At 71.4% G+C, this 19,611-nt stretch carries 16 protein-coding genes; 14 read left to right on the top strand and 2 right to left on the bottom strand.

Annotated features, from left to right (window positions below; all coding sequences use genetic code 11):
* The 4 genes from FGD71_RS13825 to FGD71_RS13840 all read left to right on the top strand — a co-directional run.
* Nucleotides 1-2,102: S41 family peptidase (locus FGD71_RS13825; RefSeq protein WP_181359195.1), on the top strand; the 2,102-nt coding region annotated here is incomplete at its 5' end.
* Between the two features lie 225 nt (nt 2,103-2,327).
* Nucleotides 2,328-2,681, top strand: coding sequence for a histidine triad nucleotide-binding protein (locus FGD71_RS13830; protein WP_119100733.1), 354 nt, complete (start codon nt 2,328-2,330; stop codon nt 2,679-2,681).
* A gap of 6 nt (nt 2,682-2,687) precedes the next feature.
* Nucleotides 2,688-3,593, top strand: coding sequence for a ribonuclease Z (locus tag FGD71_RS13835; RefSeq protein ID WP_119100734.1), 906 nt, complete (start codon nt 2,688-2,690; stop codon nt 3,591-3,593).
* A gap of 20 nt (nt 3,594-3,613) precedes the next feature.
* Nucleotides 3,614-4,609, top strand: coding sequence for an adenosine deaminase (locus tag FGD71_RS13840; RefSeq protein WP_162931120.1), 996 nt, complete (start codon nt 3,614-3,616; stop codon nt 4,607-4,609).
* 529 nt (nt 4,610-5,138) lie between these two features.
* On the opposite strand, the gene FGD71_RS13845 is transcribed toward FGD71_RS13840, so the two are convergent.
* Nucleotides 5,139-5,942, bottom strand: coding sequence for an IclR family transcriptional regulator (locus FGD71_RS13845; protein WP_119100747.1), 804 nt, complete (start codon nt 5,940-5,942; stop codon nt 5,139-5,141).
* A 113-nt stretch (nt 5,943-6,055) separates the two neighbouring features.
* On the opposite strand from FGD71_RS13845, the gene FGD71_RS13850 reads away from it, so the two are divergent.
* The 9 genes from FGD71_RS13850 to FGD71_RS13890 all read left to right on the top strand — a co-directional run bounded on the left by FGD71_RS13850 (nt 6,056) and on the right by FGD71_RS13890 (nt 17,981).
* Nucleotides 6,056-7,351 carry a glucarate dehydratase family protein gene (locus tag FGD71_RS13850; RefSeq protein WP_119100737.1) on the top strand — a complete coding sequence of 432 codons (1,296 nt, stop codon included), beginning with the start codon at nt 6,056-6,058 and terminating at the stop codon, nt 7,349-7,351.
* A 284-nt stretch (nt 7,352-7,635) separates the two neighbouring features.
* Nucleotides 7,636-8,748, top strand: coding sequence for a carbohydrate kinase family protein (locus FGD71_RS13855; RefSeq protein WP_162931121.1), 1,113 nt, complete (start codon nt 7,636-7,638; stop codon nt 8,746-8,748).
* Nucleotides 8,749-8,893: 145 nt separating this feature from the next.
* The gene (locus FGD71_RS13860; RefSeq protein WP_119100739.1) at nt 8,894-9,946 is read left to right on the top strand and encodes a PhoH family protein; all 1,053 of its coding nucleotides are present in this window, start codon (nt 8,894-8,896) and stop codon (nt 9,944-9,946) included.
* A 13-nt stretch (nt 9,947-9,959) separates the two neighbouring features.
* Nucleotides 9,960-10,457: an rRNA maturation RNase YbeY gene (gene ybeY, locus FGD71_RS13865; RefSeq protein ID WP_119100740.1), complete on the top strand. Its 498-nt coding sequence runs from the start codon at nt 9,960-9,962 to the stop codon at nt 10,455-10,457.
* Nucleotides 10,454-11,773: a hemolysin family protein gene (locus FGD71_RS13870; RefSeq protein ID WP_119100741.1), complete on the top strand. Its 1,320-nt coding sequence runs from the start codon at nt 10,454-10,456 to the stop codon at nt 11,771-11,773. The genes ybeY and FGD71_RS13870 overlap by 4 nt, the downstream gene beginning before the upstream one ends.
* A gap of 4 nt (nt 11,774-11,777) precedes the next feature.
* Nucleotides 11,778-12,137 (top strand): MmcQ/YjbR family DNA-binding protein, encoded by a 360-nt coding sequence (locus tag FGD71_RS13875; RefSeq protein ID WP_119100742.1) that lies wholly within the window; start codon nt 11,778-11,780, stop codon nt 12,135-12,137.
* Between the two features lie 133 nt (nt 12,138-12,270).
* Nucleotides 12,271-16,734 carry a cation-translocating P-type ATPase gene (locus tag FGD71_RS13880; protein WP_119100743.1) on the top strand — a complete coding sequence of 1,488 codons (4,464 nt, stop codon included), beginning with the start codon at nt 12,271-12,273 and terminating at the stop codon, nt 16,732-16,734.
* 100 nt (nt 16,735-16,834) lie between these two features.
* The gene (locus FGD71_RS13885) at nt 16,835-17,188 is read left to right on the top strand and encodes a cytidine deaminase (protein WP_119100744.1); all 354 of its coding nucleotides are present in this window, start codon (nt 16,835-16,837) and stop codon (nt 17,186-17,188) included.
* 319 nt (nt 17,189-17,507) lie between these two features.
* Nucleotides 17,508-17,981 carry a hypothetical protein gene (locus FGD71_RS13890; protein WP_119100745.1) on the top strand — a complete coding sequence of 158 codons (474 nt, stop codon included), beginning with the start codon at nt 17,508-17,510 and terminating at the stop codon, nt 17,979-17,981.
* 108 nt (nt 17,982-18,089) lie between these two features.
* On the opposite strand, the gene FGD71_RS13895 is transcribed toward FGD71_RS13890, so the two are convergent.
* Entirely contained in the window at nt 18,090-18,428 is a 339-nt protein-coding gene (locus FGD71_RS13895; RefSeq protein ID WP_119100746.1) for a P-II family nitrogen regulator, read from the bottom strand.
* Between the two features lie 116 nt (nt 18,429-18,544).
* Here FGD71_RS13895 and era point away from each other — a divergent pair, with 116 nt between their 5' ends.
* The gene (gene era / locus FGD71_RS13900; RefSeq protein ID WP_171060413.1) at nt 18,545-19,504 is read left to right on the top strand and encodes a GTPase Era; all 960 of its coding nucleotides are present in this window, start codon (nt 18,545-18,547) and stop codon (nt 19,502-19,504) included.
* The last annotated feature ends 107 nt before the right edge of the window (nt 19,505-19,611 follow it).

A 19,611-nucleotide genomic window follows, 5' to 3' on the forward strand; every position in this document is an offset into this window, starting at 1 on the left:
CGACCCCGCGGCGGCTCGCCGCCGGGCAGCTCGGCCGGGTGCTCGGGCTCGCCGTGGCGCCCGACGGCAGCCGCGCCGCCGTCGCCTCGCACGACGGGCGGGTGCTGCTCGTCGAACGGGAGACGGGGGAGGTACGGGAGGTCGACCGCAGCGAGGACGGCGACGTCACCGGACTCGTCTTCTCGCCCGACTCGGCCTGGCTCGCCTGGTCGCACCCCGGCCCGAGCCCGCTGCGCCAGCTCAAACTCGCCAACACGGCCGACCTGTCGGTGACCGAGGCGACCCCGCTCCGATTCCGGGACTACGCGCCCGCGTTCACCCTCGACGGCAAACACCTCGCCTTCCTGTCGGCGCGGTCCTTCGACCCCGTCTACGACGATCATGTCTTCGACCTCGCGTTCGTGGGCGGTTCACGGCCGCACCTGATCACCCTCGCCGCCACCACCCCCTCACCCTTCGGCCCTCAGCGGCACGGCCGCCCCTTCGACGCGCCGGACAAGGACGAGACACCGGACAGCGAGGGCGCGCCCACGACCCGTATCGATCTGGACGGGCTCGCCGACCGCATCGTGCCGTTCCCCGTCGAGGCCGCCCGCTACTCGGGGCTGCGCGCCGCCAAGGACGGGCTCCTGTGGCTGCGCCACCCGGTGATCGGCGTACTCGGCGCCTCCCGCGCCACCCCGGACGACCCGGACCCGAAGACGGACCTCGAGCGCTACGACCTCGTCCAGCAGCGCATCGAGCATCTCGCCTCGGACGCCGACCACTTCGCGGTCACCGGCGACGGCAAGCGGATCCTGATGTGGACCGACGGCAAGCTCAAGGTGGTACCGAGCGACCGGCGCGCCTCGAACGACGACGAGAGCGACACGAACATCACCGTCGACCTGTCGCGGGTCCGCCAGACCGTCGACCCGGCCGCCGAATGGCGGCAGATGTACGACGAGGCCGGCCGCCTCATGCGGGACCACTTCTGGCGGCCGGACCTGGGCGGGGTCGACTGGGACGCGGTGCTCGACCGCTACCGCCCCGTCCTCGGCCGGGTCGCCACGCACGACGATCTGGTGGACGTGCTGTGGGAGGTGCAGGGCGAGCTCGGCACCTCGCACGCATACGTCACGCCGCGCGGCGGCTACGGCGGCGGCGAGCGGCAGGGGCTGCTCGGCGCGGACATCTCCCGTCACGAGGACGGCAGTTGGCGTATCGACCGGATCCTGCCGTCGGAGACCTCCGACCCGGACGCGCAGGCGCCGCTCGCCGCGCCCGGTGTCGCCGTGCGCGCCGGGGACGCGATCGTCGCCGTCTCCGGGCGGCCGGTCGACCCGGTCGCCGGTCCCGGACCACTGCTCGTCGGCACGGCCGGGAAGCCCGTCGAACTGACCATCTCGCCCTCGGGCGGCGGCGACCCGCGGCACGCCGTGGTCGTCCCGATCTCCGACGAGGAGCCGCTGCGCTACCACGCGTGGGTCGCGGACCGGCGGGCGTACGTGCACGAGACCTCCGGGGGGAGGCTGGGCTATCTGCACGTGCCCGACATGGTCGGCTCCGGCTGGGCGCAGCTCCACCGCGACCTGCGGATCGAAGTCGCCAAGGAAGGCCTGGTCGTCGACCTCCGCGAGAACCGCGGCGGCCATACGTCCCAGCTGGTCGTCGAGAAGCTCGCCCGGCGCATCGTCGGCTGGGACCTGCCGCGCGGCATGCGCGCCACCAGCTATCCGGAGGACGCGCCGCGCGGGCCCGTCGTCGCCGTCGCCAACGAGTTCTCCGGCTCCGACGGCGACATCGTCAACGCGGCGATCAAGGCGCTCGGGATCGGCCCGGTGGTGGGTACGCGCACCTGGGGCGGTGTCGTCGGCATCGACAGCCGCTTCCGGCTCGTCGACGGCACGCTCGTCACCCAGCCCAAGTACGCCTTCTGGCTGGAGGGTTACGAGTGGGGCGTCGAGAATCACGGTGTCGACCCCGACGTCGAGGTCGTCCAGACCCCGCAGGACCACGCGGCCGGGCGTGACGCCCAGCTCGACGAGGCGATCCGCATCGCGCTGGCCGCGCTCGCGGAGAACCCGGCGAAGACGGCTCCGCCGTTGCCGGGGGCTGAGTGACGGGGCTCCGCCCCAGACCCCGCTCCTGAAACGCCGGACGGGCTGCTTCTCAGCCCGTCCGGCGTTTGAGGACGAGGCCGTTCAGGCCGATACGGGGGTCTGGGGGCGGAGCCCCAGGTACGGGATGGGACGGGTAGGGGCGGCGGGGGCGAGAAAACCCCTGCCCCGCGCGGCGGGTCGATACGATGCCGAGGTAACGATCAACCGGGCGTGAGGAGGCCAAACATGGCAGGGGAACCGCAGGACGACTGTCTGTTCTGCAAGATCGTCGCAGGGAGGATCCCGGCGACCGTCGTCCGCGAGACGGAGACAACTGTCGCCTTCCGTGACATCAACCCTCAGGCACCCACCCACGTCCTGGTGATCCCGAAGGTCCACCACCCGGACGCCGTCGCGCTTGCCACCGCCGAACCGGCGATCCTCGCCGACGTGGTGCGCGAGACCGGCGAGGTCGCCTCCGACGAGAAGCTCGACAGCTACCGCGTCGTCTTCAACACCGGCAGCGGCGCAGGCCAGACCGTCTTCCACGCGCACGCCCACGTCCTGGGTGGCCGTGGCCTGCAGTGGCCCCCGGGATAACTCGACGTGTCCGTACGTGAATTGGTGGTCCTCGGCACCGCCAGCCAGGTCCCGACCCGGCACCGCAACCACAACGGCTATCTGCTGCGCTGGGACGGGGAAGGCCTGCTCTTCGATCCCGGCGAAGGCACGCAGCGGCAGATGATCCGTGCCGGGGCCGCCGCGCACGACCTGCACCGGATCTGCGTCACGCACTTCCACGGAGACCACTCGCTGGGGCTCGCCGGAGTGATCCAGCGCATCAACCTCGACCGCGTGCCGCACGAGATCGTCGCCCACTATCCGCAGTCCGGCCAGCGGTTCTTCGACCGTCTGCGGTACGCGACCGCCTACCGCGAGACCGCCCGGCTCACCGAAGCCCCGGTCGCCGCCGACGGCGTGCTCGCGTCCTCGAAGTCGTACACCCTTCAGGCCCACAGGCTCTCCCACCCCGTCGAGTCGTACGGCTACCGGCTCGTCGAACCCGACGGGCGGCGGATGCTGCCCGACCTGCTCGCCTCGTACGGGATCAAGGGGCCGGATGTGGGGCGGCTCCAACGGGAGGGAGCCCTCGGCGGTGTCCTGCTCGACGACGTCAGTGAGATCCGGCGCGGGCAGCGGTTCGCCTTCGTCATGGACACCCGGCTGTGCGACGGTGTGTACGCCCTCGCGGAGGGGTGCGACATGCTCGTCATCGAGTCGACCTTCCTCGACGCGGATGTGGAACTCGCCGTGGAGTACGGGCATTTGACGGCCGGTCAGGCTGCCGGGATCGCTCGGGACGCGGGTGTACGGCATCTCGTGCTGACGCACTTCAGCCAGCGGTACTCCGAGCCCGAGGAGTTCGAGCGGCAGGCCCGTGCCGCCGGGTTCGAGGGGGAGCTGACGGTGGCGCACGATCTGCTGCGAGTGCCGGTTCCGAAACGGGTGTGAACGGGCCGTACGATGCGGTAATGCCCCTACCCAAAGCCGAACTGCACCTGCACATCGAAGGCACGCTGGAGCCCGAGCTGGCGTTTGCGCTGGCCGCGCGCAATGGCGTCGAGTTGCCGTACGCCGATACGGAAGAGCTCCGCAAGGCCTATCAGTTCAGTGATCTCCAGTCGTTCCTCGATCTCTATTACGAGCTGATGGCGGTGCTGCGCACCGAGCAGGACTTCGCGGATCTGGCCGACGCGTATCTCGCACGGGCCGCGGAGCAGGGGGTGCGGCATGCGGAGATCTTCTTCGATCCGCAGGCGCATGCGGCGCGCGGTGTGGAGATGGGGACGGTCGTGGAGGGGCTCTGGCGGGCCCTCGGGCGGAGCGAGGCCGTGCACGGGGTCTCCACGCAGCTGATCATGTGCTTCCTGCGGGACGAGTCCGCCGAGTCCGCGATGGAGACGCTGGAGGCGGCACGGCCTTATCTCGACCGGATCGTAGGTGTCGGGCTCGACTCCGCCGAGGTCGGGCATCCGCCGGTGAAGTTCCGTGAGGTGTACGAGGCCGCGGCCGCGCTGGGGCTGCGGCGGGTTGCTCACGCGGGGGAGGAGGGGCCGCCCTCGTACATCGCCGAGGCGCTCGATGTGCTCGGGGTCGAGCGTGTCGACCACGGGCTGCGCTGTGTGGAGGACCCGGCGCTGGTGGAGCGGCTCGTGCGGGACCGGGTACCGCTGACGGTGTGCCCGCTGTCGAACGTGCGGCTGCGTACCGTGGACATCCTCGCGGACCATCCGCTGCCGGCGATGCTCGACGCGGGGCTGTTGTGCACGGTGAACTCCGACGACCCCGCGTACTTCGGTGGCTACGTGGGGGACAACTTCCTTGCCGTACAGGACGCGCTGGGTCTTTCGCGGGAGCGCCTGCGGGAGCTGGCCCGGAACTCGTTCGTGGCGTCGTTCCTCGATGATGACGAGGAGCGCCGGGCGCGGTACCTCGCGGAGGTCGAGGCGTACGAGTTCGCGCCCTAGGCTGCCCGGTTGGTTGGTTGGTTGGTTGGTGGGTTGGTGGGTGGGTCGGGGTCGTGTGCCGGTGCGTCCGCCCGTCGCCGCGGGGGCGTACGGCCCTGTGTTGGTAAGTAGGTGCGGGTTTCCTGAGACAAGCCCTACGCGACGGGCGATGACGCACCGGCACACGCCCCCTCCCGCCGGTGACCAACTGCGGGAGCGTTGGGGGTGCGCCCCTCCAGGGGCCACTGGGGAATTGAGGGGGAGCGGAACGCGCCCGTCNTGGGGGTGCGCCCCTCCAGGGGCCACTGGGGAATTGAGGGGGAGCGGAACGCGCCCGTCAGGGGCGCGGGGAACTGCGCGACCAGCCACAACCGACCCGCAGCCGAAGTGCGAAACCCCCCACCCCCTTCCCACGCGTGGGCGACTGCGGGGCCCCTTTAGGGGCGCGGGGAACTGCGCGATCAGCCGCAACCGGCCCGCAGTCGAAGTGCGAGCAGGATGGGGGCAGGGGGGCGGAGCCCGCTGTTTCCACGGTCACCCCCGGCAGGGGTCAGCGCCAGTTCGGCCGTGCTGTCATCGAGCCGGAGGCCCCCGCTTCGATCTTCGCCCTGATCTCCCGCATGATCGCGACAATGTGCCGCTCATGCTCCGGAGTGAGACGTGACACCGGAACCGAGCAGCTGATGGCGTCCACGGCGGGAACGTCGTAGTGGAGGGCGAAGCCGAAGCCGATGATGCCCAGGACGCCCTCCTCGCGGTCGACGGAGTAGCCCTGGGAGCGGACGGAGGAGAGCTCCGCGGCCAGGGACTCCCGGTCCGTGTGAGTGTTGGGCGTCAGCGATGCGTACGGCCCGGGCGGCAGGTCCTCGTCCGGCCGTTCGGCCAGGAGGGCCTTCCCCAGGGCGCCCGCGTGAGCGGGAAGGCGGCGGCCCACGCGGCTGATCGTGCGCAGGTATTCGTGGGACTCACGCGTCGCCAGGTACGCGACGTCCCGGCCGTCGAGCCGGCCCATGTGGATCGTCTCGCCCAGGGCCTCCGAGGCTTCGTCGAGGTAGGGGCGGACGACGCGGACCCGGGGGTCCGAGTCCAGATAGCTCGTGCCGGTGAGCAGGGCGTGGATGCCGATGCCGTAGAGCGAGCCCGTGATGTCCGTGCGGACCCAGCCGCGCGTGATCAGGGTCTGCAGCAGGGCGTACATCGAGCTGCGCGGAACGCCGAGCTCGTCGGCGAGTTCCTGGAGGCGCGCCGGGCGGTCTCCACGTGCGGCCAGCAGCTCCAGCAGTTCGACCGTGCGGGCGGCTGACTTGACCTCGCGGACACCGCGCTCGTCGCGCTCGTCTGTGGGCTCTGGCATGTACCGATCGTAATCGGACGGTGCGGCCCCATTGACGGTGTGCATTCGCCTATCTAACCTCCATCTTCATACATGGATGACATCTACATACGGAGATGTGAGGTAGCTGTCCTGTGAACCCCGACCTGACCATCACCGACGTCCGACTGACCCCGATCCTGGTCGCCGACCCTCCGCTGCTGAACACGCAGGGCGTGCACCAGCCCTACACGCCGCGTCTGATCATCGAGGTCGTCACGGCGGGGGGCCTGGGCGGTGTCGGTGAGACGTACGGGGACAGCAAGTATCTGGAGCTGGCCCGCCCCTTCGCCAAGAAGCTGACCGGGCGCCAGGTCAGTGACCTGAACGGGCTGTTCGTCGCCGCGGACGAGGTCGTGGTCGATCAGGCGCGGGTGCGGGACCAGGTCGACGTGGGTGGGCTGCGGGGAGTGCAGACCGCCGACAAACTGCGGCTGTCCGTCGTCTCCGGCTTCGAGGTCGCCTGTCTCGACGCGCTGGGCAAGACGCTCGGGCTGCCCGTGCACGCGCTGCTGGGCGGCAAGGTGCGCGACGTGGTCGAGTACAGCGGCTATCTCTTCTACAAGTGGGCCGGTCATCCCGAGGGCGTCGCCTGCGAGAAGGACGACTGGGGGGCCGCCGTCGATCCGGCCGGGGTCGTCGAGCAGGCGCGGAAGTTCACCGAGCGGTACGGGTTCAGGTCGTTCAAGCTCAAGGGCGGGGTCTTCCCTCCGGACGAGGAGATCGCCGCCGTGCGGGCCCTCGCCGAGGCCTTTCCTGGGCATCCGCTCCGGCTCGACCCCAACGGCGCCTGGTCCGTGGAGACTTCGCTGAGGGTCGCGGAGGAACTCGGAGACGTGCTCGAGTATCTGGAGGATCCCGCGCTCGGTACGTCCGCGATGGCCGAGGTCGCCGCGAGGACCGATGTCCCCCTTGCCACCAACATGTGCGTGACCACCTTCGCGGAGATCCAGGAGGCCTTAAAGCAGGGGGCCGTGCAGGTGGTGCTGTCCGACCATCACTACTGGGGCGGGCTGCGCAACACCCGTGAACTCGCGGCCATCTGCCGCACCTTCGGGGTCGGGGTGTCCATGCACTCCAACACCCACCTGGGGATCTCCCTCGCCGCGATGACCCATGTCGCGTCGACCGTCCCGGGCCTCCACCACGCCTGCGACTCCCACTACCCCTGGCAGTCCGAGGACGTGCTCACCGAGCGCCTCACCTTCGAGGACGGTTCGGTGAAGGTGTCCGACGCGCCCGGTCTCGGCGTCGAACTCGACCGGGACAGGCTGGAGTTCCTGCACCGGCGGTGGCTCGACGACGACGGCTCCCTGCGCGACCGCGACGACGCGGCCGCCATGCGGGTCGCCGATCCCGAGTGGGTCACCCCGGCCGTCCCCCGCTGGTAGTCGGCAACACCCGGCTCACAGTGGTCGGGTCCCTCGCGCGCTGGGCGTGCTGCTGATGCGCGATGGCGGCCGCACAACCTCGACGAAGAAAGAGGGCACCCTACGGCGAGTGAGCCGAAGGGGCGCGCCGGTGTCGAGAGCGTGAGCGCGCGGAGGCCCCGACGAAGGAGGGGTCGAGCACGGTCACGCTCTCGACACCGGCTGCAGCGCCCCGGAGGCGAACCGAGCCCCAAAAAAAATGGTGCACACTGGCCTCAGTCCGCACCACGTCAGGGGAGCGCACCGTGACCACGCCGCACGGAGAGGGACCGTACGTCCAGGCCCAGGTCGATCCGCTCGCCGGGCTGCGCAGCCCCGACGACCCGCCCTGGGACGTCTACCTCACCGGCACCGTCTTCCTCGACATCATCTTCACCGGGCTCGACTCCGCCCCGGTGCGCGGGACCGAGTCCTGGGCACGGGGGATGGGGTCGAGCCCCGGTGGTGTCGCGAACATGGCCACCGCGCTGGCCCGCCTCGGCCTGCGTACGTCGCTGGCGGCGGCCTTCGGCGACGACCACTACGGGGAGTACTGCTGGGACGCCCTCGAACAGGGCGAGCACATCGACCTGTCGGCCTCGCGCACCGTGCCCGGCTGGCACTCCTCGGTCACCGTCTCCATGGCGTACGAGGGCGAGCGCACCATGGTCAGCCACGGCCACGAGCCGCCCCCGGAGGAACCGGCCCCCGAGTGCCCGCCCCGCGCGCGGGCCGCCATCGCCGCGCTGGCGCCCGGCACGCGCGCGCCGTGGATCGTGCAGGCCGCGAGCAAGGGCACCCGGATCTTCGCCGACGTCGGCTGGGACGACACCGGCCGCTGGGACCTCGCCGGGCTCCCCGACCTCGCACACTGCGAGGCCTTCCTGCCGAACGCGGAGGAGGCCATGCGCTACACGGACACCGCGTGCCCCCGCGCCGCCGCCCGCGCGCTCACCGACCACGTACCGGTCGCCGTCGTCACCCTCGGTGCGGAGGGCGCGTACGCCGTGGACGGGCGCACCGGCGAGACCGCCGAGGTCCCCGCCATCGCCGTCGAGGCCCTCGATCCCACCGGCGCCGGTGACGTCTTCGTGGCCGGCTTCGTCACCGGCACCCTGGCCGGCTGGCCGCTCGCCGACCGCCTCGCCTTCGCGGGCCTGACGGCGGCCCTCTCGGTCCAGGAGTTCGGCGGCTCCCTGTCGGCCCCGGACTGGTCCGAGATCGCCGCCTGGTGGCGCCGCGTCCAGTCGTACGAGGACCAGGACCCGGCGGCGCTGCGGCGGTACGCCTTTCTGGAGCAACTGCTCCCGGAGGGAACGGCGAGACCGTGGCCGCGCAGGCGGGCCGTACCCACCATCGGGTTCCGCAGATCGGCATGAGCTGTTCCGGGGGCCTTTGGGGAACGGTTGCACGAAAACACCTACGGCGATGTCAGTGCCGCGACGTACCCTGGGCAGTGCACAGGCAAGCCTTCGGCTAGCGCCCCGTGACGAGGAGGACGAGCAAGGCCTACAGAGCCGGCCCATGACTGATACACCCACAGCGCAGAGCCCTGTCCAGGGAAACGCGAAAGCGCAGTTCACCGTCCCGCCCAAGCACCCCATGGTGACCGTGCTGGGTTCAGGAGACGCCCTCCTGCGCGTGATCGAGAAGGCCTTCCCGGCGGCCGACATCCACGTCCGGGGCAATGAGATCAGTGCGGTCGGCGACGCCCGAGAAGTCGCCCTCGTCCAACGTCTGTTCGACGAGATGATGCTGGTGCTGCGCACCGGACAGCCGATGACGGAGGACGCCGTGGAACGCTCGATCGCCATGCTCAGGGCGAGCGAGAACGGGGAGGGCCCCGCGGAGACCCCGGCCGAGGTGCTCACACAGAACATCCTGTCCTCGCGTGGCCGCACGATCCGCCCCAAGACGCTCAACCAGAAGCGGTACGTCGACGCGATCGACAAGCACACGGTCGTCTTCGGCATCGGCCCCGCCGGTACGGGCAAGACCTATCTCGCCATGGCCAAGGCGGTCCAGGCGCTGCAGTCCAAGCAGGTCAACCGCATCATCCTGACCCGCCCCGCGGTCGAGGCCGGCGAGCGCCTGGGCTTCCTGCCCGGCACGCTGTACGAGAAGATCGACCCGTATCTGCGCCCGCTCTACGACGCCCTGCACGACATGCTGGACCCGGACTCGATCCCCCGGCTCATGGCGGCGGGGACGATAGAGGTGGCGCCGCTCGCCTACATGCGTGGCCGCACGCTGAACGACGCCTTCATCATCCTGGACGAGGCGCAGAACACGAGCCCCGAGCAGATGAAGATGTTCCTCACCCGGCTCGGCTTCGACTCGAAGATCGTGATCACGGGCGACGTCACCCAGGTCGACCTGCCGGACGGCACGAAGTCCGGACTGCGTCAGGTCCAGGCGATCCTGGAGGGTGTCGAGGACGTCCACTTCTCGCGGCTCACCTCCCACGATGTCGTACGGCACAAGCTGGTCGGCCGTATCGTCGACGCCTACGAGAAGTACGACAGTGAGAACGGCACGCAGAACGGCTCCCAAAAGGGCCGCACCAAACGGAAGTAGACCCAGCGCGACCATGTCGATCGACGTCAACAACGAGTCCGGAACCGAGGTCGACGAGCAGGCGATCCTCGACATCGCCCGCTACGCGCTCGCGCGGATGCGCATCCACCCGCTCTCCGAGCTCTCGGTGATCGTCGTGGACGCCGCCGCCATGGAGCAGCTCCACATCCAGTGGATGGACCTGCCCGGGCCGACGGACGTCATGTCCTTCCCCATGGACGAGCTGCGGCCGCCGTCCAAGGACGACGACGAGCCGCCGCAGGGTCTGCTCGGCGACATCGTGCTCTGCCCCGAGGTCGCCGAGCGGCAGGGCAAGGAGGCGCCGACGCAGCACTCCATGGACGAGGAGCTCCAGCTCCTCTCCGTCCATGGAGTGCTGCATCTGCTCGGCTACGACCACGAGGAGCCGAACGAGAAGGCCGAGATGTTCGGTCTGCAGGCGGCCATCGTGGACGGCTGGCGCGCGGAGAAGGGCCTGACCGGCCCCTCCCCGGCCCCGACCGTGTCATGAGTCCGCAACTCGTCCTCGGCGCGATAGCGCTGGTCGTCGTCGCATGGCTCGCGGCCTGCGCGGAGGCGGGCCTCGCGCGCGTCTCCAGCTTCCGCGCCGAGGAGGCCGTACGCTCCGGCCGCCGCGGCAGCGCCAAGCTCGCCCAGGTCGCCGCCGACCCGACCCGCTATCTGAACGTCGCGCTGCTCGTGCGCGTCGCCTGCGAGATGGCGGCCGCCGCGCTCGTCACGTACGCCTGCCTGAACGAGTTCGACGAGACCTGGGAGGCCCTCGCGGTCGCCATCGGCGTGATGGTCCTCGTCTCGTACGTGGCGGTCGGCGTCTCCCCGCGCACCATCGGCCGCCAGCACCCGCTGAACACGGCGACGGCCGCGGCGTACGTCCTGCTGCCCCTGGCGCGCGTCATGGGCCCGATCCCGCCGCTGCTGATCCTGATCGGTAACGCGCTGACACCCGGCAAGGGCTTCCGCCGCGGTCCGTTCGCCTCGGAGGCCGAGCTGCGCGCGATGGTCGACCTCGCCGAGAAGGAGTCCCTCATCGAGGACGAGGAGCGCCGGATGGTGCACTCCGTCTTCGAGCTGGGCGACACGCTCGTACGGGAGGTCATGGTCCCGCGTACGGACCTGGTGGCCATCGAGCGCTACAAGACGATCCGGCAGGCGCTCACCCTCGCCCTGCGGTCGGGCTTCTCGCGCATCCCCGTCACCGGGGACAGCGAGGACGACATCGTCGGGATCGTGTACCTGAAGGACCTGGCCCGCAAGACGCACATCAGCCGGGACGCGGAGAGCGAGCTGGTCTCGACGGCGATGCGGCCGGCGGCCTTCGTACCGGACACCAAGAACGCGGGCGACCTGCTGCGCGAGATGCAGCAGGACCGCAACCACGTCGCCGTCGTCATCGACGAGTACGGCGGCACGGCCGGCATCGTCACGATCGAGGACATCCTCGAGGAGATCGTCGGCGAGATCACCGACGAGTACGACCGCGAGCTGCCCCCGATCGAGGACCTCGGCGACGACCGCTACCGCGTCACGGCCCGCCTCGACATCGGCGACCTCGGCGAGCTGTACGGCTTCGAGGCGTACGACGACGAGGATGTCGAGACGGTGGGCGGACTGCTGGCCAAGGCGCTGGGCCGGGTGCCCATCGCCGGAGCCTCGTCGGCGGTCTCGCTCCCCGACGAGCGCGAGCTGCGCCTCACGGCGGAGGCCGCGGCGGGTCGGCGGAACAAGATCGTCACGGTCCTGGTGGAGCCGGTGGAGCCGGACGGCCCGGTGGAACTCCAGAAGGAAGAGGAGAAGAAGCCGGAGTGACCCAGTGACTCCCGAAACCCTGCGCGCCTTCTGCCTCTCGTTCAACGCGGCGGTCGAGGACTTCCCGTTCAACCCGGACATCTCCGTCTTCAAGGTGCTGGGCAAGCTTTTCGCGCTGACGCACCTGGACGCACGCCCGCTCACGGTGAACCTCAAGTGCGACCCGGAGGACGCGGTACGCCTGAGGGACGAGTATCCGGGGCTGATCATGCCCGGGTACCACATGAACAAGCGGCACTGGAACACCGTCACGGTGGACGGGGAGCTTCCCGACCGGCTGGTCAAGGAGCTGATCGAGGACTCGTACGACCTGGTCGTGGCCGGGCTTCCCCGCGCCGAGCGGCTCCGCCTGGACCGCCCCTGAGGATCTCGCCCTTCGTTCTTGAGCCCCCGCCGAACGGATGACACCCCGCGTTGCGGGCACTCGGCCGATGCGACAGGCGATCTCACGACAGACGAAGTCACGTGAGGTGATCTCTCGAGAGGCGAGGTGGGCCATGGCTCCGGGACTGCTGAAGACGCGCCCTTCGGCCGCCGCCGGGGGGCTTGTGCTGGCGGGGCCCCGGCTGCTCGCGCGCGGAGTGGCGCCCGCGATGGGCGCGGCCGCCGGAGCGGTGGCGGGGACGGCGCGGGCCGGCGTACGGAGCGCGGACACCGTGGTGCGGGTCGCGCGCGTCGCACGCAACGCGCTGCCGGGCGGCTCCCCTCACTGGAGGTCCGGCGCGCGGGCGCACCTCGCGCTGCGGCCGTCGGAGCCGGAACGGATACGAGAGAAGGTCGGGGCGGAGCACCCGGAGCACCCGGAGCACCCGGAGCACCCGGGGCACCACCTGGCCGCGGCCCTGGCGGAACACCCGGACGTGGCGTTCGCGTACTGGGACGGCGGGCTGGCACGGCTGGTGGTGGCCGCGACCGAGGACGCGCTCACCGACCAGGTGGTGGAGAAGGCGATCGCCCTCGCGGCCCGGCACGGACTCGCCGAGTCCGACACGTCGGTGGAGGAGTTCGAGCATCCGGGAGACCCGTCCGGAATCCGGGCCGCCGCGGCGGTGCTCGCCATCGACGGCGTCGGCGCCGGAGCCGCCCTGATCACATCCCTCCTGCGGCTGCCGCCCTCGCCCCGGATGGTGACCGCGGTGGTGACGCTGCTGCGCGAGAACCCGCGCTTCCGCGCCCTGCTGCGCGCCCGGCTCGGCCGCTCCGGCATGGACATGCTGCTGGCCGCGGCGAACGCGGCCGCCCACGGCGCGGGCCAGACACCGACCTCCCTGCTGCTCGACGGGGCCCTGCGCGCCTGCCAGCTGGCGGAGACGCTGGCGCGCACGGCCGCCTTCGACACGGTCCACGACGAGGTGTGCGCACCGGAGCGGGTCAGCATGGCGGCGGACCACACCCCCCGCCCACCACTGCGCACGTCCCCGGCCCAGGAGTACGCCGCCCATGCCTCCGCCGGCAGTTTGCTGGGCGCCGCGGCGACGCTCCTGGTCAAGCACGACGGCTCGGAGGCGGCGGAAGCGGTCCTCGCGGGCTCGCCCAAGGCCGCGCGCTACGGGCCCGCAGCCTTCCACGCCGTGCTGGGCGGCGCGCTGGCCCGGACCGGTGTGCTGGTGCGCGACATGGAGCGGCTGCGCCAGCTGGAGATGGCCGACACGGTCGTCCTGCATCCGAGCGCGCTGCGCACTCCGGGCGCGGGAGCGGATCCGTGGGCCGAGACCGTACTGGACGCGGCTCGTCGCGCCGGGCTGCGCGTCGTGCTGGTGGACGACCCCGCGCTGAGCGACTTCACGATTCTCGCCGACCACGTCGTGCCCGGAGACCGCCCGCTCCGCGAGGTGGTGAACGCGCTGCGCGACGGGGAAGGGACCGTCATCACGGTCGCCCGGCTGCTGTCGGCCGACGACAGCGACGTACTGTCCGGGCTGCTCGGCGGGGACGTGGCCCTCGCCCTCGCGGACCAGGACGGCGCGGTCGTCTGGGGTGCGGACATCGTGGCCCTGCACGGTCTGGCCGACGTGTGGCGGCTGCTGACCGCGGTGCGGGCCGCCCGCGTGACCGGCCACAGGTCGCAGACCCTGGCCCGGTCCGGCGCCGCGCTGTCGGGACTGCTCGTGGCCGTCGGCGAGTCCGGGCGGGGCCGCCGCACGCTGTTGCCCGGCGTGCGGCACGCACCAGTCGACGCGGCCGCGGCGGTGGCCCTGCTGTCCGGGGCGCGAGCGGCCCTGCGCGTCGCGGCGGCCCGGGCCCCGCACCCTCGTCCGCGGGTGGCCTGGCACGCGCTGGAGCCGGCGGACGTCCTCTCCCGGCTGAAGAGCGAGCCGCACGCCGAGCCGAGTGCCGCCCGGGAGGCCACCACCCAGGTACGCAGGGCGGCCGACACCGCCGGCCATCTTCCCGTCCTCGCCCCGGCGCGATGGTCGCTGCGGCTCGCCCGGGCCGTGCGCGGCGAACTCGACGATCCGCTCACCCCGGTCCTGGCGGTCGGTTCGGCCGCCTCGGCGATCCTCGGCTCCGTCGTGGACGCGCTGCTGGTCTTCGGCGCGCTCGACCTCAACGCGCTGGTCGGCGGCGTACAGCGGCTGCGGGCCGAGCGGGCGCTGTCCGGGCTGCTCGCGGAACAGAAGCAGAAGGCCCGCGTGACGGACCGCGAAGACGAGACGCCAGCCGAGACGCCCGCGGAAGCACACATCGTCGACGCCGCCGAACTCGCTCCCGGCAATGTGATCGAGCTCCAGGCGGACGACGTCGTGCCCGCCGACGCCCGCCTCCTGTGGGAGGACGGCCTGGAGGTGGACGAGTCCGCGCTGACCGGCGAGTCCCTGCCGGCGGACAAGCGGACGGACCCGACTCCGCGAGCTCCGGTGCCCGACCGCGATTGCATGGTGTTCGAGGGCACGACCGTCGTGGCCGGACATGCCAAGGCCGTCGTGGTGGACACCGGCGACCGTACTGAGGCCGCGAGGGCCGTCTCCCTCGCCGCTCGTACCCCGCCGGCCGGTGGGGTGCAGGCCAGGCTGCAGGAACTCACCCGCAAGGCGCTGCCGTTGACGCTGGCGGGCGGGGCCGCGGTGACGGGTCTGTCGCTGCTGCGCGGGACGCCGATCCGCCGGGCGGTGAGCGGCGGTGTGGCGGTCGCTGTGGCCGCTGTCCCCGAAGGCCTGCCACTGGTGGCCACGGTGGCGCAACTCGCGGCCGCCCGGCGGCTGAGCCGCCGCGGTGTCCTCGTCCGCACCCCGCGCACGCTGGAGGCGCTGGGCCGCATGGACACGGTCTGCTTCGACAAGACGGGCACCCTCACCGAGAACAGGCTGCGGCTGGTCCGGGTGACCGACGCCGACGGCACCGTCCACACCATGGACGAGGCGCGGTCCGGGCGTACGCTGCGCGACGCGGCGCGTGCCTGCCCCCGGCTGAACGGCGACTCCGCCCGGCCGGCGCACGCCACCGACGAGGCGGTCCTGCACGCGGCCGGCCCCGACGAGGACTGGACGCAGACCGAGGCCCGCCCGTTCGAGGCCGCCCGCGGATACGCCGCCGCCGTCGGCCGGGCCGCGGACGGCGCACCGGTGCTCGTGGTCAAGGGCGCCCCGGAGACCGTCCTGCCCGCCTGCCGTGACCTCCCGGACCACGCGTCCGAGGCGGCGCAGTCGCTGGCCCGCGACGGACTGCGGGTCCTGGCGGTGGCCGGGCGCCGGCTGGAGGAGGACGAGGAGGCGGCGGACGTGCTCGAAGAGCCCCTCGAAGGGCTGGAGTTCACCGGCCTGCTCGCGCTGGCGGACGTACCGCGCGAGACGTCCACGGCCCTCGTGCACGGTCTGCGGAACGCGGGCGTACGACCGGTCATGCTGACCGGTGACCACCCGCAGACGGCCCGGGCGATCGCCGCCGAACTGGGCTGGCCGGAAGACACGACCGTGGTCACGGGCGACGAACTGGCGGCCGCGGACCGAACGGCCCGGTCCCGGATGCTGCGCGACGCGGGCGTGGTGGCCCGCGTCGCACCCGAGCAGAAGCTCCAGGTCGTCGAGGCGTTGCGGGACGCGGGCCGGGTCGTCGGGATGGTCGGCGACGGCGCCAACGACGCCGCCGCCATCCGCGCCGCCGACATCGGCGTGGGCATCAGCGCCCGCGGCTCGGCGGCCGCACGCAACGCGGCCGACATCGTCCTCACCTACGACGACCTGACGGTCCTCGTCGAGGCGGTCACCGAAGGCCGTGCGCTGTGGCACAGCGTCGCCGACGCCATCGCCATCCTTATCGGCGGCAACGCGGGGGAGGTCGGGTTCGGCATCGTCGGCACCGTCCTCTCGGGTTCCGCTCCGCTCACCACCCGTCAGATGCTGCTGGTGAACCTGTTCACGGACCTGTTCCCGGCGATGGCGGTGGCGGTGACGCCGCAGGAGAAGGCCGCCGCAGCGGAGGGCGACGACACGACACCGGGGGAGGACGACACGACACCGGGGGAGGGGGAAGGCGCCGCCGATCCGGGCGCTGAGCCTGAAGGGCCTCTCGGTACGTCGCTCCTCGGCGCGCCACTGATCCGCCAGATCCGCCACCGCGCCCTGACCACGTGTCTGGGTGCGACCGTGGCCTGGCTGGCCGGCCGCTTCACCCCCGGTACGGCCCGCCGCTCCACGACGATGGCTCTGTGCGGCGTGGTCGGCACCCAGCTGGCCCAGACCCTGGCCGACCGCCGCCACAGTCCTCTGGTCCGCATCACGACCCTCGGCTCCGCCGCCGCCCTGGTCGCCCTGGTCCAGACGCCCGGCCCCAGCCAGTTCTTCGGCTGCACACCCCTGGGCCCGGTCGCCTGGGGCGGTGTCGTCGCGGCGATCGCCCTCGCGGTGGCGGGGCACCGGGCCCTGCCGCAGGTGGAGAAGGCCGTCCTCCGGTACGGGCCGTCCGGCGAGACGTGGGGCAGGGCCGTACGCGCTGCCGCACAGGGCCACGGTCAGAGGGCCTGACCGTCAGGCTCGGCCCCTTCCGTCGGGACCGTGAGCCGAACCCCGTCCTGAGGGGTGGGTACGCGTTCGGGGCGGGACCGGGGCTTCGTATGCTCGGGGCATGACCGACAGCAGCGCGCTCGACCCCGAGGACCGCAAGATCATCACCCTGGCCCGTTCCGCACGGGCCCGTAACGGTGTGCCCGAGGGGGCGGCCGTACGGGACGAGACGGGCCGTACGTATGTGGCGGGGACCGTGGCCCTGCCGTCCCTCCGGCTGAGCGCGCTGCGGACCGCCGTGGCCATGGCGGTGGCTTCGGGCGCGAAGTCGCTGGAGGCGGCCGCCGTGGTGAGCGAGGCGGAGGCCTTGGCGGAGGAAGATCTGGCGGCTGTGCGCGATCTCGGGGGGCCGGGTACGCGGGCGCTGCTGGCGGGCGTTGACGGGGTGGTGCGGGTGGTGGTGGGGGAGGACTGAGTCTGTTCCTTCCTCAAGGGATCGGGCAGGCACGGCGGGGGCGAAAACCCGCCGTGCCCGCACCCTGTCTTCGGCCACTTCCTCCAGCATTCGGAAGAATCCCCACCGCTTCTCTTGCCATCGGGGGCCACGCGCGCCTCAATGGACGACAGCTCTTCCGACGGACCGTCAGATCCGCCTCCGCGCAGTGTGCCGCACCCCGCTACGGACGGTCGATGCGCACTTCTCCCCACAGCGTCACCGAGGAACCGGTCCGTCCGTACGTACGTCCCCCCATGGCAATTCCCGTACAAGGGAAGGGAATTTGATGAGACGCACGATGAGACGCAAACGGATCGGCCTCGGCGCGGCCCTCGCGGCCGGCACTCTCTCGGTCACGGGCCTCGCCCTGGCCCCCGCGGCCGCGGCGGTGGTTCCGCAGACCGCGACGATCAACGCGAACTGCGGTATCTACGGCGGCGGCGAAGCCACCCTCACCGCCACTCAGAACGGCACATCCGCCACCATCACCGTCACGTCCGCGATCGCCGCCCCGGTCGCCCTCTCCGCGGACTCGATCGCGTCCACGCTCACCATGGCGAAGGCGGGCGGCGGCACCACCGAGTTCACGGGCACCAAGAACCCGGCGATGGCGGCCGGTGACAGCGTCACGGTCGGCCCCCTGAGCGGCACTGTCGCCTCCGGCGACAGTCTGGAGGCGAACGGCGGCTCCCTGAAGATGGTGGTCCTCGGGCTCACCGTGACGTGCACGGCCGATGGTCCGCAGTCACCGGGGCCGTTCGTCTTCGACTAGGCCTCGTACGTCCCGGCAGGTGAAGGCCGGTGTCGCGCGCGTGGGCGCGGCGGCACCGGTCCCGGACGTGAGGGCCGTGAGCGCGTGAGCGCCGTGAGAAGTCGTGATTCAGAGCGCGTCGGGGCCGCGGTCGCCCGTCCGTACCCGGACCAGCGTCTCCACCGGCAGCACCCACACCTTCCCGTCGCCGATCTTCCCCGTCCGCGACGCCTGCACGATCGTGTCGACGACCGAGTCGGCGTCCGCGTCCTCGACGACGACCTCGATACGGACCTTGGGGACGAGATCGACCTGGTACTCGGCCCCGCGGTACACCTCGGTGTGCCCGCGCTGGCGACCGTATCCGCTGGCCTCCGAGACGGTCAGTCCTTCCACGCCGACTTCCTGGAGCGCGCTCTTGACCTCGTCGAGGCGGTGCGGCTTGACGATCGCGGTGATGAGTTTCATGCGTGGGCCTTGATCTTCCGGTGGTGGGGGCGGACGGCGTGATCGTAAGCGGTCGGGGCGTGCGCCGTAAGGTCCGGACGGGCAGACGTACGAGGGGGCTCCGATGATCAGGGACAATGGGCGCCATGAGCGTTCGTACCCAGTCATCCGAGCCGTCCGAGGCCACCCACCGCGCCGGCTTCGCCTGCTTCGTGGGCCGCCCCAATGCGGGCAAGTCCACCCTCACGAATGCTCTGGTCGGCCAGAAGGTGGCGATCACGGCGAACCAGCCGCAGACGACTCGGCACACGGTGCGGGGGATTGTGCACCGGCCGGACGCGCAGCTGATCCTGGTGGACACCCCGGGGCTGCACAAGCCGCGCACGCTGCTCGGTGAGCGGCTCAATGACGTCGTCCGCACGACCTGGGCCGAGGTCGACGTGATCGGGTTCTGTCTGCCGGCGAACGAGAAGCTGGGGCCCGGGGACCGCTTCATCGCCAAGGAGCTGGCGTCGATCAAGAGGACGCCGAAGATCGCCGTCGTCACCAAGACGGACCTGGTCGACGGCAAGACGCTCGCCGAGCAGTTGATCGCCATCGATCAGCTCGGCAAGGAGCTCGGGTTCGAGTGGGCCGAGATAGTGCCGGTGTCGGCGGTCGGTGACAAGCAGGTGGATCTGCTCGCCGATCTCCTGGTCCCCCTGCTGCCCGAGGGGCCCGCGCTCTATCCGGAGGGCGACCTCACGGACGAGCCCGAGCAGGTGATGGTGGCCGAGCTGATCCGTGAGGCGGCGCTGGAGGGTGTACGGGACGAACTGCCGCACTCCATCGCGGTGGTGGTGGAGGAGATGCTGCCCCGCGAGGACCGTCCCGCCGACAAGCCCCTCCTCGACATCCATGCCTTCGTCTACATCGAGCGGCCCAGCCAGAAGGGCATCATCATCGGGCCCAAGGGCAAGCGCTTGAAGGAGGTCGGGATCAAGTCGCGCAGGCAGATCGAGGCGTTGCTGGGTACGCCGGTCTTCCTCGACCTTCATGTGAAGGTCGCGAAGGACTGGCAGCGGGATCCTCGGCAGTTGCGGAAGCTGGGGTTCTGAGCGGTCGGCTGGGGCCTTGGTTTTTTCGCCCCCGCCGCCCCTACCCGTCCCATCCCGTACCTGGGGGCTGCGCCCCCAGACCCCCGTATCGGCCTGAACGGCCTCGT

Origin of the sequence: Streptomyces sporangiiformans (assembly GCF_005768555.2) — a bacterium.
GTDB classification, from domain to species: domain Bacteria; phylum Actinomycetota; class Actinomycetes; order Streptomycetales; family Streptomycetaceae; genus Streptomyces; species Streptomyces sporangiiformans.

What these genes read in the sequence shown, in the direction of transcription:
- FGD71_RS13830 (WP_119100733.1), top strand. Translation starts at nt 2,328, where the DNA reads ATGGCAGGGGAACCGCAGGACGACTGTCTGTTCTGCAAGATCGTCGCA.
- FGD71_RS13840 (WP_162931120.1), top strand. Translation starts at nt 3,614, where the DNA reads ATGCCCCTACCCAAAGCCGAACTGCACCTGCACATCGAAGGCACGCTG.
- FGD71_RS13845 (WP_119100747.1), bottom strand. Translation starts at nt 5,942, where the DNA reads ATGCCAGAGCCCACAGACGAGCGCGACGAGCGCGGTGTCCGCGAGGTC.
- FGD71_RS13860 (WP_119100739.1), top strand. Translation starts at nt 8,894, where the DNA reads ATGACTGATACACCCACAGCGCAGAGCCCTGTCCAGGGAAACGCGAAA.
- ybeY (WP_119100740.1), top strand. Translation starts at nt 9,960, where the DNA reads ATGTCGATCGACGTCAACAACGAGTCCGGAACCGAGGTCGACGAGCAG.
- FGD71_RS13870 (WP_119100741.1), top strand. Translation starts at nt 10,454, where the DNA reads ATGAGTCCGCAACTCGTCCTCGGCGCGATAGCGCTGGTCGTCGTCGCA.
- FGD71_RS13880 (WP_119100743.1), top strand. Translation starts at nt 12,271, where the DNA reads ATGGCTCCGGGACTGCTGAAGACGCGCCCTTCGGCCGCCGCCGGGGGG.
- FGD71_RS13885 (WP_119100744.1), top strand. Translation starts at nt 16,835, where the DNA reads ATGACCGACAGCAGCGCGCTCGACCCCGAGGACCGCAAGATCATCACC.
- FGD71_RS13890 (WP_119100745.1), top strand. Translation starts at nt 17,508, where the DNA reads ATGAGACGCAAACGGATCGGCCTCGGCGCGGCCCTCGCGGCCGGCACT.
- FGD71_RS13895 (WP_119100746.1), bottom strand. Translation starts at nt 18,428, where the DNA reads ATGAAACTCATCACCGCGATCGTCAAGCCGCACCGCCTCGACGAGGTC.
- era (WP_171060413.1), top strand. Translation starts at nt 18,545, where the DNA reads ATGGGCGCCATGAGCGTTCGTACCCAGTCATCCGAGCCGTCCGAGGCC.